This window comes from Saccharomonospora marina XMU15 (assembly GCF_000244955.1).
GTDB classification, from domain to species: domain Bacteria; phylum Actinomycetota; class Actinomycetes; order Mycobacteriales; family Pseudonocardiaceae; genus Saccharomonospora_A; species Saccharomonospora_A marina.
Genome location: NZ_CM001439.1, coordinates 934912 through 948911 on the forward strand (window position 1 = coordinate 934912; position 14000 = coordinate 948911).

At 70.0% G+C, this 14000-nt stretch carries 12 protein-coding genes; 5 read left to right on the top strand and 7 right to left on the bottom strand.

Annotated elements, in window-relative coordinates; genetic code table 11:
* Positions 1-47: 47 nt before the first annotated feature.
* From SACMADRAFT_RS04425 to SACMADRAFT_RS04435, 3 genes are read right to left on the bottom strand one after another with little or no spacing between them, the layout of a single operon-like run.
* Entirely contained in the window at positions 48-755 is a 708-nt protein-coding gene (locus SACMADRAFT_RS04425; RefSeq protein ID WP_009152582.1) for a TIGR03089 family protein, read from the bottom strand.
* 57 nt (positions 756-812) lie between these two features.
* Positions 813-2069: an LCP family protein gene (locus SACMADRAFT_RS04430; protein WP_009152583.1), complete on the bottom strand. Its 1257-nt coding sequence runs from the start codon at positions 2067-2069 to the stop codon at positions 813-815.
* Between the two features lie 25 nt (positions 2070-2094).
* Positions 2095-3642, bottom strand: coding sequence for an LCP family protein (locus SACMADRAFT_RS04435; protein WP_009152584.1), 1548 nt, complete (start codon positions 3640-3642; stop codon positions 2095-2097).
* Between the two features lie 151 nt (positions 3643-3793).
* Here SACMADRAFT_RS04435 and rfbB point away from each other — a divergent pair, with 151 nt between their 5' ends.
* A complete protein-coding gene (rfbB, locus tag SACMADRAFT_RS04440) occupies positions 3794-4786 on the top strand; it encodes a dTDP-glucose 4,6-dehydratase (protein WP_009152585.1) in 993 nt (330 codons plus the stop codon).
* Entirely contained in the window at positions 4787-5746 is a 960-nt protein-coding gene (rfbD, locus tag SACMADRAFT_RS04445) for a dTDP-4-dehydrorhamnose reductase (protein ID WP_009152586.1), read from the top strand.
* Between the two features lie 6 nt (positions 5747-5752).
* On the opposite strand, the gene SACMADRAFT_RS04450 is transcribed toward rfbD, so the two are convergent.
* From SACMADRAFT_RS04450 to SACMADRAFT_RS04460, 3 genes are read right to left on the bottom strand one after another with little or no spacing between them, the layout of a single operon-like run.
* A complete protein-coding gene (locus SACMADRAFT_RS04450; protein ID WP_009152587.1) occupies positions 5753-6838 on the bottom strand; it encodes a glycosyltransferase family 4 protein in 1086 nt (361 codons plus the stop codon).
* On the bottom strand, positions 6831-9347 hold the full coding sequence (locus tag SACMADRAFT_RS04455; RefSeq protein WP_009152588.1) for a glycosyltransferase: 2517 nt from the start codon (positions 9345-9347) through the stop codon (positions 6831-6833). Before SACMADRAFT_RS04455 ends, SACMADRAFT_RS04450 begins: the two co-directional genes overlap by 8 nt.
* A gap of 29 nt (positions 9348-9376) precedes the next feature.
* Entirely contained in the window at positions 9377-10282 is a 906-nt protein-coding gene (locus tag SACMADRAFT_RS04460) for a glycosyltransferase family 2 protein (RefSeq protein WP_009152589.1), read from the bottom strand.
* A gap of 19 nt (positions 10283-10301) precedes the next feature.
* On the opposite strand from SACMADRAFT_RS04460, the gene SACMADRAFT_RS04465 reads away from it, so the two are divergent.
* The 3 genes from SACMADRAFT_RS04465 (at position 10302) to SACMADRAFT_RS04475 (ending at position 13533) form a co-directional block, all read left to right on the top strand.
* A complete protein-coding gene (locus tag SACMADRAFT_RS04465; protein ID WP_040925540.1) occupies positions 10302-11387 on the top strand; it encodes a glycosyltransferase family 4 protein in 1086 nt (361 codons plus the stop codon).
* Positions 11388-11444: 57 nt separating this feature from the next.
* Positions 11445-12593: a glycosyltransferase family 4 protein gene (locus tag SACMADRAFT_RS04470; protein WP_040925541.1), complete on the top strand. Its 1149-nt coding sequence runs from the start codon at positions 11445-11447 to the stop codon at positions 12591-12593.
* Positions 12594-12669: 76 nt separating this feature from the next.
* Positions 12670-13533 (top strand): glycosyltransferase family 2 protein, encoded by an 864-nt coding sequence (locus SACMADRAFT_RS04475; protein WP_198285930.1) that lies wholly within the window; start codon positions 12670-12672, stop codon positions 13531-13533.
* 33 nt (positions 13534-13566) lie between these two features.
* Here the strand turns inward: SACMADRAFT_RS04475 and SACMADRAFT_RS04480 are convergent, their stop codons facing one another.
* Complete coding sequence (locus SACMADRAFT_RS04480) at positions 13567-13920, bottom strand: hypothetical protein (protein WP_009152593.1); 354 nt, start codon at positions 13918-13920, stop codon at positions 13567-13569.
* Positions 13921-14000: the final 80 nt, after the last annotated feature.

The window sequence follows — 14000 nt, forward strand, 5'->3', positions numbered from 1 at the left end:
CGTGGGCCGGAGCGGGGGACTCGCGGGTTGATGGGTGAGCGTCGGCGTCAGGTCAGGTCGACCGTGGTGCGTTCTTCCTCGCGGTGCGCGGCCAGCTTGTCCGCTGTGGCGTTGGTGACCTGCACCAGGTGCGCGCCCGCCGCCAGCGGCGCGAGCAGGGCGTCCACCACCCCGTCGGGCAAGGTCCACGGCCTGGCCGACAACACCCGGTCACCGGCGCCGATGCCCAGCGCGGTGGCGCGTTCACGGGCCCGGCCCAGCACTTCACCGACCGGGGAACCCAGCAGCGCGGGCGTGTCGTCGGGGATCGGCAGCACCGGTGCGAACTCGTCCCCGGAAAGGCGTGCCTCGGTCAGGTAGTCCACGGCCCCCTCCGGGCATCGCGACCCAAGGCCCCGGCCCAGCGGGTCGAGCGCCACCATCGCCGTGCGCCCGGCCTGCTCGACAGCGGCTTCCGGGCCCACGAACGCGACCGCGACGCCACCGCCGCCTGTGACCACCTGGGCGCCACACCACCACGCGCCGAGCAACACCCCTGCGGTCTGCCAGTGCGCGGGCAGTTCGACGGACACCTCGTCGCCCGGCTCGACGTCGAACTCCTCGACCAGCCAGTTCGCCGTCTTCGCCGCCCAGTTGGCGACCGTGGCCACGGACAGCTCGATCCGGCTTCCTGCCTCGTCGTCGTAGTGCGTTATCAGCGGGCGGGCGGCGGAGGACTTCAGCAGCGGCCGCAGCAGGTGCTCGGTGAGGCTCACGCGGCCGATTGTGCCTGCCTGCCGATCAGCAGGCAGGCGTAGGGTCGCGAGTCCCCGCTAGTTGACACAGGTGACTCCCTCGGCCGTGATCTGCGTTCGCACGCCCGGTGGCGCCGAGCCGCCCCCGGACGGTTGCCCCTCGGCGTTGTCGCCTACGACGTCACGCACGAACGAGCGCACGCGGTTCACGTCGACGGTGACGATGCTCTGCCTGCCGTCGGGGCTGCGGGCCGCGATCTCCACGACCGGGATCGTCACGAACTTGATGTCACCCGATGCGACACCCCTCACCTTGTCGGCGAACTCCAGCAGGTCGAGGTCGGAGTCGAGCACCAGCGAACGCTGCACGGTGTCGGCCAGCCGGTCCAGCCGGTCGCTGCTGGTCAGTGTGCCCGCCGAGAGCACCTTGTCGAGCGCGGAGGCCAGGAACGCCTGCTGGCGCACGATCCGGTCGAGGTCCCCACGCGGCAGGTTCTTGCGCTGCCGGACGAACGACAGTGCCTCTCCGCCGGAGACCACCTGCACTCCGGCGGAGAAGTCGGCACCTGAGTCGGGGTCCCACGTGGCCTGGTTGAGGCACACCTTGACCCCGCCGAGCGCCTCGGTGAGCAGGTAGAAGCCGAGCAGGTTCACCTCCGCGTAGTGGTCGATGCGGATGCGGGTGAACTCCTGTACGACACCGACCAGCGCGTGCCTGCCTGCCTGGTCGGACTCGCGTTCGAGCCGGGTGCGTTCGGTGATGCCCTCGCCACGCAGCCGTCGCATGGCATGCCACTTTGCTGTCCCGTACACCGAGTTGATCTTGTCTTTGGTTCCGTGCGGAACGTCGACCCAGGTGTCCCTTGGGATCGAGACACCGGTCGGTGAGCCACCGTCATCCGGTATACGCAGCACGATCAGGGTGTCGGTGTTGACACCGGACTTGCTTTCGGTGCGCAGCTTCCGCAGTGTCGCCGCGGGCAGCGGATTGCCCTCCATGTCGGTGCGGGAGTCCGCGCCGACGAGCAGGATGTCCGTGGCGCCGTCGTCCTCCGGCGGTGGCGGGCTGCGCACCTCACCCCCGGTGTCGCTCTCGTTCTGCCGCAGCGCGTCGGTGGTGTTGACCTTGTCCTGCAAGGTGTCGAGTGCGATGTAGGCGTAGCCGGTGGCGGCGAGCGCCAGTAGCGCGACGAGTGCGACGACGGCGCGCCTGAACAACCGAAACGGCGATCGCCGTCGCGGTAGCGCCTCGGTGTCCGGCGGCTGTGGCGTCGCGGCCGCCGAGGATTCGGTGCCGCCTTCCGGCTCCTCGCCCTCGGCCACGGCTTCCCCCATTCCCCCTGGCGATCAGAGGGTCAGTCTAGTTGACGCAGGGGACGCCACCAGCCGTTATCGGCGCATCCGGCCGGTCGTCCTGCTGCGCCTGGCTGGTTGCCCGTGGCGGGTAGGCGCGGGGCTGGCCGACGTAGCCCTCCCTCGCTGTCTCCGAGGAGGAATCCGACTCGAAATCGGTGCCGACAACCAGGCGTAGCACACCCGAGGGCAGGTCGGTCGCCGGTTCGGCCGACACGTCCCCACCCAGAGCCTTCCTGATGGCCCTCACTCCGGCTTCGTCGCCCGGCGCGTAGTACACGACGGTGTCCGGCGTGGGGTCCGCCGTGGCGTACTGCTCGCCCTTGAAGCCCTGCTGCTGCAGCAGTTGCCGCACGTCCGGCCCTGCCTGCGGGTCGCCGGAGCCGTTGTAGACGTCGACGGTGTACTGCTCGGCACCCGGCACGGTCTGCGGGGCGGTGTTGTCACCGGCGCCGGGCTCGGTGACGAGGTCGTCGACGAACTGCTGAACCTGCGGCACGTCCACCTCCAACACGGCGGCACCGCCGATCCAGGCGTTACCCACCACCGGGATGGTGTGGAATTCGACGTTGCCGCCGGAGAGGTTGCGCATCTGGGCCGCGAACTCCAGCAGATTCCAGTCCTTCGACAACACCACGGACTTCTGCACGGCCTCGACGACGTCAGTGAGCTTGGAAGGGTTCATCAGCACGTCGGTGGAAAGCACCTTGCGCACCAGTCCGGACAAGAACGCCTGCTGCCTCGCGATCCGGTCGAGGTCGCCGTTCTCCAGGCCGTAGCGTTGCCGGACGAACGCCAGTGCCTGCACGCCCTTGATGGTCTGCCTGCCCTCCGGAAGGTTGACACCGGACTTGGGTTCGCGCACCGGCTCCTTCAGGCATACCTCGATCCCGCCGAGTGCCTTGGTCACCTCGTAGAAACTCGCGAGATTGACCTCGGCGTAGCGGTCGATCATTCCAGGCTTGCCGATCAGCTGTTCGATGGTGGCGATCAGGTTTTTGCGTCCGGCGACCTTGGCCTTCTCCTCGATCGCCGCGAGATCGGTCTCACCCTGCTGCTGCAGGGTCTGGTAGGTGTCGTTGAAGGCGTAGACGAACGCGCTGTTGAGCTTGCTGCTGCCGTAACCACCCGCCAGCTCCACCCAGGAGTCGCGGGGGAAGGAGATCGCGACAGCCCTGGTGCCGTCCTGCGGGATGTGCACCAGGATCATCGTGTCGGTCTGCCGCTCGCCGTTTGCCTCACCCGCGTGCAGTTTGTCGAGCACTTCACGGGGGAGGGGGTTACCCTTCGCGTCGGTGCGGCTGTCCTGGCCGACGAGCAGGATGTCGACGGCACCGTCCAATGGCACGGCCTCTGGTTCGGAATCGAAGACGTCCGTGGTGGTGACGCCGGAGTTCATCGCTCCGATGAACTGCCAGCCGTACCAGGTGAGTGCGAGTACGGTGACAGAGAGCAGCGAAAGGACTACTTTGGCACTGAGGAGCGCCAACACCCCGGCTCGCGACCCGCGGCGCACCGGTCGCGCCTCGACCGGTCCCCGTGCCCAGTCGGTCACGTGCGCGCTCCTCCCCAGTTCGCTGCCTGCGCCTACACACTACTGATCTATGTGACAGACGCGGCAGCCCTGGTAGACGTTGCCCTTACTGTTGCGTTTCCCCGGCCTACGGGCGTGGCAAACTTCTGGCGAAGGACGAAAGGGACGACACATGCGAGTGCTGGTCACCGGCGGCGCGGGTTTTATCGGCTCGCACTACGTGCGACAGGCGCTTTCCGGCGAGTACCCGGCGCTGCGTGCCGCGGAGATCGTGGTCCTGGACAAGCTGACCTACGCGGGCAGTGAGGCCAATCTCGCTCCGGTTGCCGACAGCCCGCGGTTGCGGTTCGTTCGCGGAGACATCTGCGATCCCGGCACGGTGACGGAAGTGATGGCGGGTGTGGACCTCGTCGTGCACTTCGCCGCAGAGTCGCATGTGGACCGGTCCATTTTGGGTTCAGCGGATTTCGTGCTCACCAACGTACTAGGCACTCAGACGCTGTTGCAGGCCGCCCTGAACGCGGGGGTGGCAAAGTTCGTGCACGTGTCCACGGACGAGGTGTACGGGTCCATCGAGGAGGGTTCATGGACCGAGGACCACGTGCTCGAGCCCAACTCGCCGTACTCTGCCTCGAAGGCGTCCTCGGACCTGCTGGCCCGATCGTTCCACCGCACCTACGGCCTCGACGTGTGTATCACTCGGTGCTCGAACAACTACGGACCGTACCAGTTTCCGGAGAAGGTCATCCCGTTGTTCGTCACCAACCTGCTCGACGGCAAACCGGTTCCGCTCTACGGCGACGGTCTCAACGTTCGTGACTGGCTGCACGTGGACGACCACTGCCGTGGCATCCAGCTCGTCGCCGACGCCGGACGTCCAGGAGAGATCTACAACATCGGCGGGGGCACCGAGCTGACCAACCGGGAGCTGACCGAGCGGCTGCTGTCGGCCGTCGGGGTCGGCTGGGAGATGGTGCGGCAGGTCGAGGACCGATTGGGACACGACCGCAGGTACTCGGTGGACATCACCAAGATCAGCAGTGAACTCGGTTACCGACCGAGGGTCGACTTCGACGCAGGTCTGGCCGACACTGTGCGCTGGTATTCGGAGAATCGAGCGTGGTGGGAACCGCTGAGGGACCGTGCCGCGCTGGCTGGAAGGTGAATGTCGTTGGCTGCCCCGGAAACTGACGTGGACCCGGCGAACCCTCGCGCTTCGGCGGGGCTTTCGCTGCTCGTGGTCGGGGGCACCGGCCAGGTGGGCAGCGACCTGGCGGCCCTTGCCGGTGACCGCGTCGAGGTGCGCGCGCCGGGGTCGGCCGAGCTGGACGTGACGCAGGCGGGCGGTCTGGTCGAGGCCGTCTCGCAGCTCTCGACAACCGCTCGCGAGGCGGGGCGAGAGCCGGTCGTCGTCAACGCGGCCGCCTACACCGCCGTGGACGCCGCCGAGGAACACGAGGAGCGGGCATTCGCCGTCAACGCCGACGGGCCGAGAATGCTGGCGGCCGTGTGTTCGTCGCGACGGGTACCGCTCATTCACATCTCCACCGACTACGTCTTCTCGGGTTCGGCGCAGCGTCCTTACGAACCCGACGACCCGCTGGGGCCGCGCAGCGCCTACGGGCGCACCAAGGCGGCGGGCGAGGACGCCGTGCTCGGGTCGGGAGCGCTGGCGTGGATCGTTCGCACGGCCTGGGTGTACGGCGCCGCAGGCAGCAACTTCGTCAAGACCATCGTTCGCCTGGAGCGTGAACGGGAGACGTTGTCGGTTGTGGACGATCAGCGTGGTTCGCCCACCTGGTCGGCCGATCTCGCCGTCGGCCTGCTGGAACTGGCGCGGCGGGTGGCAGGTGGCGAGGGTCCGAGCCGGAAGGTACTGCACTGCACCGGTGGCGGGGAGACCACGTGGTTCTCCTTCGCGCGCGCGGTGTTCGAGGAACTCGGTGCCGACCCGCAACGGGTGCGGCCCTGCGGCAGCGACGAGTTTCCCCGCCCGGCGCCGCGACCGGCTTACTCGGTGCTGTCCAACGCGTCGTGGACCGAGTCCGGGCTCACGCCACTTCGGCCGTGGCGCGAAGCGCTGACCGCGTTCTTCGCCGAGCACGGTGCGGCACTGCGCGCGTAGTCGCCGCTACGACTCCACGGCGCGCCGGTAGGCGTCCACCGTGGCTTCCGCGCACCTGCGCCAGGTGAAGCTGGCCGCGTGTGCCCTGCGGGTGGCCGATGCGGAGGCAAGGTGGGGTTGTCGCACCGCCTCGGCGAGCGCGCCGGCCAACCCCTCCACGTCGCCGTAAGGCACCAGCCTGGCCAGCCCGCCGGACACCTCGCGTAGCGCGGGGACATCGGTGCAGACCACTGGGACGTCGCAGGCCATCGCCTCCAGCACCGGCAGGCCGAAACCTTCGTCCCGCGACGGCAGAACCAGTGCCGCCGCACCCGCCACCACCCGCTGAAGGTCCAGATCGGACAGGTAGCCGATGTGTCGCGAGCGCGAGGTGGCGGGAAAGGAGCCCGGTCCTACGTAGACGATCGGAGGCAACTCCTCGTCGGCGGCGTGTGCCTTGGCCAACCAGTCGAGCCCCTTTCTCGGGCCCGCGGCACCGGCGAACAGCAGGTACTTCGGCGGCAGCCCCAGCCGCTCGCGGACCCCGTCGCTCGGCGGCCGCCCGGTGAACCAACCCGCGTCCACCCCGAGCGGAGTGACCTCGATCTTGCCCCTGTCGACGTCGAGCCGTTCGGCGACGGCAGCCGCGACGGCCGCAGTCGGCGTGCAGATAACGTTCGCCGCCGCGGCACCCTTTCGCACCAGCTCAGGAAGTTCCCTGTCGCTGGGCGGCAACTCGTCGGGAGCGTCGAGGAAGGCGAGGTCGTGGATCGTGAGCACCCGCGCCGCACGCAGCGTGCCCGGCAGTACGAAATTGGTCCCGTGTACCACGTCGGTCGGCCCGGCGAACAGCTCCACCGGTGGGAACGACGACCGAAGCCACGTCTTGCGCAGCACCCGCGCCGCCACCGGCATACCCCTCGCGCGGACCCCGTGCGGCAGCACCGTTCGTAGCCTGCGCCAGCCTCGCAGCGTGAAGGCCACCGCGCGAGTGTCCACTCCGGGCAGTGACGCGAGTTCCTCGGAAAGCGAAGCGGTGTACCTTCCTATCCCGGTTCGGGCGCCGAGCAGCGGGGTACCGTCCAACAGCACCCGTAGCCGCCGGTCAGCCACGGCGCGAGCCCCTTCTGGTGAGCTTGCGCACCCGGCCGCCCGCCCGCTTGACCAGTTCGGTGGGCCCCCCGTCCGCCAGGTAGGTCTTCACCAGGGCGAGGTCACGACGTAGCAGCCCGATACCTCGCGGCTGCTGCTCCACGGCGAGGTCGCCGGAGCCGGGAAGGCGATCGGCGGCAGGGCGAGGATCGCGGCAGAACTCCACGAGCGGTCGCAGCACCGTGGGCCAGGTGTAGCGCTGCGCCACCGCCGCCATACGTTCACGGCAGCCCGCGGCGAACTCCTCGTCGTAAAGGCAACGTTCCAGCGCGTCGGCGAGGGCGTCCTCGTCGCGTGCAGGCACAACCACCCCGAGACCTTCCTGGCGGACCAGGTCGGCGAACGCGTCGCCGTCGGTGGTGATGATGGGCAGCCCGGCCCACAGGTAGTCAAGCACCCTGGTACGGAAAGCGAACGTTGTCTCCACGTGCTCGAAGTGGGTGGTGACGCCGCAGTCGGCGTCGAGCAGCCAGTTCTGCCGCTGCCCGTACGGCACCCACTGCTCGTTGAAGAACACGTGCTTGTCGGTCAGCCCCAGCGAGTCCGCGAGGCGCACCGTCCTCGCGGCGATGTCCATCTCGCCTACCTCGGGGTTGGGATGGCGCATCCCGAGAAAGACCAGCTTGGAGTCGGTGCGGCGAAGGCTGAGCAGTTCCATCGCCCGCACGAGAGTCAGCGGGTCGAACCAGTTGTAGACCCCGCCCGCCCACAGCACCACCCGGTCGGTTTCGGCGATTCCGTCGATCGCGGCGCGCAGCCCTGGGCCGTTGCTGCGCGGCGGCTCGGGCGGCAGGCCGAACGGTGCCACCGCCAGCAGTGACCGGGTGGTGGGGTCGGCGTCGTAGAGGCGCGGTGACAACCTGCCGAGCGCGGTGAGATGGCCGAGCCAGAAGTGGCGTTGCCGCTGCGAGGCGCACAGGAAGAAGTCGCCCCGCTGCAGTTGGGCGTCGAGCACCTTCACCACGCCTGCCAGGTCGGCGCTCCTGCGGTCGTCCGGAGCGTCCTTGCCCTGCTCGAGCAGTTCGAGATGCATCGGGTCGTAAAGGTCGCACACCACGATCTTGTGCCCCTGCTCGGCCTTCAGCGCGGGTGCCATTTCCAGCACGTGCCCCTGCAGGATCACGATGTCGGCCCACTCGACGTGCTCGGTGAGCTCCCGCCTGCGGGCCGCGCGCACCTCGAACGGCGCGGGCGGCGGGTCGGCGACCGGATTGACGGTGACGAGCCGTACCTCGTGTTCGGTGGCCAGCACGGAAGCGATGTTCCACGCCCTGATGGCGGGACCCGCCATGCGTTCACCGATGGAGTCGCCGGTGAGCACCAGCACCTTCCTGCGTGCGCCGAACGACTCCTCGATCCCGAACGCCTCGACGAGGATGTCGTGCGCAGCCAGGTAGCGCGGCAGCGGGTAGGCGGGCTCCAGCGCCCTGCGCAGCAGCGGCAGCAGATCGGCGTCGGTTCGCACCCGTGCTGCCTGCTCGGCGGCTCTGGACTCGGCCAGCGTGGGCAGCAACTGCACGAACTGGTCGATCGCCAGCACCCCGGCGAGCGCGGTGCGAGGCACGGGCACCGGCTCGGTCTCGGCGGCGCCGACACCGGCCGCAAGGTCGAGCTGGGTCGGGTCCAACTCGCCGCGTGCCGTGGCCCTGCGCACGGTCAGCGCCAGTGCCGCGGGCAGCACCTTCGCGAGCGTGTCGTCGGAGAGGTTCTTGTACAGCGCACACAGCGCGTTGCGTTCGAGCAGGAACGTCTCCCGACCGCTGTCGGGAGTGTCCACTGCGGACATCGTGCCGTGATGGCGGTGGTATGCCACCGAAGCGGGGACGTAACGCACCCGCCAGCCGCGCAGGTTGAGGCGCCAGCCGAGGTCGACGTCCTCGTAGAACATGAAGAAGTTCTCGTCGAACCCGCCGAGTTCGGCGAAGACGCCGGCCCGCACGAACATCGCGGAGCCGGTGGCGAACAGTACGTCCTTGGCCACCTCGTGCTCGGCCGCGGGGACCTGCGTCAGCGGGCTGCCCGCGTGCCGCTTGTAGCCCATGCCGAACCACGTGAGTCCGCCGTCGACGAAGTCGACCGCCTCGCCCTCGGTGTCGAGCACCTTGCTCGCCACGGCCGCGACGGTGGGCTCGTCTCGCAGTTGCGCCACCGCCGCGCTCACCCAGTCCCGACCGGGCAGCGCGTCGTTGTTGAGAAACGCCAGCACCGTGCCGTGCGCATGGCCTGCTCCGAGGTTGCAGCCGCCCGCGAAACCGAGGTTCTTCGCCGCGTTGATCAGCTTCACGCCGGGTGCGGCGGCACGAATCCGCGCAGCGTCGTCGCCGGGGGAGGCGTTGTCGACGCAGATGATCTCCAGCCGCGGATAGTCGTGATCGAGCAGCGCACGCAGGCACGCGATGGTGTCGTCGGCGCCGCGGTAGTTCACCACAACGACCGAGACCAGCGGTTGTGCCGAGTCCGCATGGGCCAACGCCGTGCTCCTTCCCGCAGTGCTCAAGCCTACTGGCAGGCCCATTCACGCCATATCTCGGCTCGACCGATCGTGCGTCGGCGACCGATCACGAACCGTTGCCACAGTGTCGCGGGCAGTGCGGTGACCACCTCGCCGAGTACGCGGCAGCGCAGGCCGATCCGGTAGTTCGGTGCGGGCGGTACCCGCCCGCGCACCGGAAGCGTAGCGGTGATGACGCAGAAGCGGGCCAGTTCCCGCAACGCGATCCCCGCGGGCGCGCAACGCAGCAGCATGAGCAGCCGGTTGCGCTCGTTCCACCGGTGAAACCGCGCGGAACCGGGTCTGGTGCTCGCGCCGTGCCGGTGGCGTACCACGGCCTTCGGCTCAACGGTCACCCGCCAGCCCGCCAGCCGCAGCCGCCAGGCGGTGTCGGTGTCCTCGTAGTAGCAGAAGAACCGTGCCGGCACCCCGCCCACGGCGCGCAGCGCGTCGGCGCGCAGCAACGCCGCGCCGCCGCAGAAGCCGAACGGCTCGGCCTGCGCGGTGTGGTCCGCGCCGTAGCCGTCCGGAGTCAGCCGCACCCCCAGCGACTGCACGACACCGCCTTCGTACTCCAGCCGGGAGCCGACCGCCGCCACCCCGGCCGCCATGGCGTCCTCCAGCGCCGCGAGCCAGCCCGGCGCCGGTACCGCGTCGTCGTTGAGCCACGCGAGCAACGGCGTGTCCACAACGGACAACGCGGCCGCGATGCCGCCTGCGAACCCGGTGTTGCGGGAAAGCCGCAACACCTTCGGCCGGACCGGGTGGCGCCGCAGCAGCTCGGCGGTGCCGTCGTCGGAGGCGTTGTCCACCACGAGCGCGACGTGCGGGCGGTCCTGTGCGGCCAGCGCGTCGAGGCAGTCGGTGATGTGCGCCGCGCCACGCCAGGTGACGACGACGACGGTGGTGAGCACACCGGGCAGAATATCCGCCGTGCCGGAACTAGTCGTGGTCGCCGAGCAGTTGCTGGCCCCGGTGCCGGGAGGCACGGGCCGCTACACCGCGGAGCTGTTGCGCGCGCTGGCGCACACCGTGCCGCCGGGCTGGACGCTGTCGAGCGTGGTGGCCAATCACCGCGACGTCGAGCGGGCACGGGTTGCGGGCGTGCGGGGGCCGCGCGTGTTGCCGGTGCCGCCTCGCGCGCTGGTGGCCGCGTGGCAGGCGGGACTCCCGCTGTGGCCGGGCGGTGCGGCCGTGCACGCTCCGACGCCGCTCGCGCCGCCGAAAGCTCGCCGTGGTGGCACGCTGTCGGTCACGGTGCACGACACCGTTCCGTGGACGCATCCGGGCACCCTGACCCCGCGTGGCGCGCGCTGGCACCGGGCGGTGATCCGCAGGGCCGCACTGCGTGCCGACGCGCTGGTGGTGCCCACCAAGGCGGTGGCGACCGAACTCGCCCAGTACGTCGAGGCCTGCGCTGCCGTCCACGTCATCGGGCACGGGGTCTCGGAGCTGGGCCCGCCTGCGGCGATGGACCTGCCCGACAAGTACGTGCTCGCCGTCAGCACGATCGAGCCTCGCAAGGGAATCGACGTGCTCGTGGAGGCGATGGCACTGCTGCGCGCGTCGGGGCAGCAGGTGCCGTTGTTGCTGGCGGGCCAGCCCGGCTGGGGTGGACTGGACCCGGTGCGGCTGGCCCGCGAGCACGGCCTGCCGCAGGACGCGGTCCGGGTACTGGGCAGGGTCACCGACGCCGAACTCGCGGCCGTGCTGCGCGGGGCCCGCGTGGTCGCCGCGCCGAGCCTGGCGGAGGGCTTCGGGTTGGTGGTGCTGGAGGCGATGGCGGCCGGAGCTCCCGTGGTGCACTCCGACGCGCCCGCCCTCGTCGAGGTGGCGGGCGGGGCCGCGGTGGTCGTACCACGGGGCGACGCCCGTGCGCTGGCCGCCTCGTTGCGGGAGGTGCTGGGTTCTCCCGCGCGCGCGGCCGAACTGGCGGCGGCGGGCAGGGCGAGGGCGGCGGAGTTTCGCTGGCACGACGCGGCCCGGCGGGTGTGGGCGTTGCATGCCGATGTGAGCTGAGAGCCCGTTTTACGGGAACGAGACCAGCGCGATCGCACGGGGTCGTAGGCTGCACGGGTGCGAGAACCCCGCGTGCTGATCGATGCCACGGCCGTGCCTGCCGACCGTGGTGGCGTGGGCCGTTACGTCGACTCGCTGGTCGCCGCGCTTGACGAGATCGGTACCGCTCTCACCGTGATGTGCCAGCCGAGGGATGTGCGCCTCTATGCGGAACTGGCGCCGCATGCCCGGGTGGTCGGTACCGCCGAGTCGACCTCCACCAGAACGGCGCGGCTGACGTGGGAACAGACGACGTTGCCGAGGATGATCCGCAGGCTCGGCATCGACGTGGTGCATTCACCGCACTACACGATGCCGCTGGCGAGCAGCGCCGCTTCCGTGGTCACCCTGCACGACGCGACCTTCTTCACCGACGCGGTGCTGCACTCGTCGGTCAAGGCGCGGTTCTTCCGTGCGTGGACGGTCGCGGCGCTGCGGCGTGCCTCGCTGTGTGTCGTGCCCAGCGCGGCCACCGCACGGGAACTGGCAAGGGTTGCCCGGGTGCCCGGCGCCGAGTTGGAGATCATCCAGCACGGCGTGGACGAGGAACGCTTCCATCCGCCTGCTCCCGAGGAGGTTCGCGCGGCACGGGACGCGGTCGGTCTCGGGGACATGCCGTATGTGGCCTTCCTCGGGGCGCTCGAACCGCGCAAGAACGTGCCTGCGTTGATCAGGGGATTCTCGCTCGCGGTCGCGCAGCGGCCTGCCCCGCCCGCACTGGTGCTGGCGGGGCAGCCCGGCTGGGACAGCCAGGTCGAGAAGGCGCTCGACGCGGCACCGCACCGGCTGCGGGTGATCCGCGCGGGGTACCTGCCGTTCGACACGCTGGCAGGCTTCCTCGGGGGCGCGGAGGTGGTGGCCTATCCGAGTCTCGGCGAGGGATTCGGCCTTCCCGTGCTGGAAGCGATGGCCTCGGGAGCCTGCGTGCTGACCACCCGCAGGCTCGCGCTTCCCGAGGTCGGCGGGGACGCGGTGGCCTACTGCGGCGTCGGGGCGGGTGACGTGGCGGCAGCACTACGCGAGTTGCTCGACGACCCGTCACGCCGTGCCGTGCTCGCCGAGGCGGCCCAGCGCAGGGCCAAGGAGTTCTCCTGGGCAACCAGCGCCGGGCGGCATCGCGAGGCATACGACCGCGCCTGGCACAAACACCGCGCGGGCAGGGGCTGAATCCGCGGTCGCAGACGCTTTCCGGCACCGACGACCACCGAACCGGCACTCACCGTGGTGGGTGCACAATGTCCGCGTGACCGAGCCGAAGACCTACGGCGACGCAGTCGCGGTGGTGACCGTGACGTACTCGCCCGGCGAGACCCTCGATCGCTTCCTCGACACCCTCGACAAGGCGACCGACCGTGACGTGACCGTGGTGCTCGCCGACAACGGCTCGGTCGACGGCGCGCCGGAGCGGGCCGCCGAGCGGGAGCACGTCCGGTTGGTGCGCACCGGCGGCAATCTCGGCTACGGCGGGGCGGTCAACCGCGGTGTGGCCGAACTCGACGACAGCGTCGGCTGGGTGGTGATCGCCAACCCCGACCTGGAATGGGACCCCGGCTCGCTGGACACGTTGCTGGAAGTGGCGCGGCGGTGGCCGAGGGGCGCGGCGTTCGGGCCGCTGATCCGCGAGCCCGACGGCAGTGTTTACCCCTCGGCCCGGCTGCTGCCCTCGCTCGGCCGCGGGGTCGGGCATGCCCTGCTGGGCAAGGTATGGCCCGCCAACCCGTGGACGCGTGCCTACCGGCAGGACAGGGCGCTGCCGAGCGAGCGCACGGCGGGGTGGCTTTCCGGCTCGTGCCAACTGGTCAGGCGGGTGGCGTTCGACTCGGTCGGCGGGTTCGACCCGAGGTACTTCATGTACTTCGAGGACGTCGACTTCGGGGACCGACTCGGCAGGGCGGGTTGGCTCAACGTGTACGCGCCATCGGCGAGCGTGATGCACATCGGGGGGCAGGCGACGTCCAAGGCCTCGGCACGGATGCTCGCCGCGCACCACGAGAGCGCCTACCGCTACCTGGCCGACCGGCATCGTGGCCTGCTGTGGAAACCGCTGCTGTGGGCCATCCGCGTGGGGTTGGCCGTGCGGTTGCGGCTGGAGACGCGGCGCGGCTGAGCCGCCCGGCCGCGGCCGGTTACGGCTGCCCGGTCACAGCCCCTCGAGCCTGCGGGCGACGTTCGATCGGGCCGGCCTGGTCCTGGTGGTCGGTACCAATCCGGTGAACTCGGTCTCCTCGATCGAGGGCTCCTGGTTGCCCTGCGACGGTTCCAGCCGCGTGGTCGGTGCGGGCTCGGCGAGGTGACTGTCGTTCTCCCTGATCATCGAAGAGGGCAGCACGGTGGTGCTGTCCGGATCGGTCTCGTCGATGCGGTCGACGACGGATCTGGGGATCTGCTGGGTGTTCGCGGCGTCCATGGGCGACGTCATGTTGTCGGGAGTGACAACACCGTGACGTGCCTGTGCGCGGAAGAGCACGGCGTCCGCCCGATCGCGGGGATCCATCTCCTCGCCTCCCCGTAACCTCACCGGGGGCCCTCTCTCAACGGGGCCGCCGCCTTGCTGTCTAGGGTAGGCCCTCTGGC

What these genes read in the sequence shown, in the direction of transcription:
- SACMADRAFT_RS04480 (WP_009152593.1), bottom strand. Translation starts at nt 13,920, where the DNA reads ATGGATCCCCGCGATCGGGCGGACGCCGTGCTCTTCCGCGCACAGGCA.
- rfbD (WP_009152586.1), top strand. Translation starts at nt 4,787, where the DNA reads ATGTCGTTGGCTGCCCCGGAAACTGACGTGGACCCGGCGAACCCTCGC.
- rfbB (WP_009152585.1), top strand. Translation starts at nt 3,794, where the DNA reads ATGCGAGTGCTGGTCACCGGCGGCGCGGGTTTTATCGGCTCGCACTAC.
- SACMADRAFT_RS04430 (WP_009152583.1), bottom strand. Translation starts at nt 2,069, where the DNA reads ATGGGGGAAGCCGTGGCCGAGGGCGAGGAGCCGGAAGGCGGCACCGAA.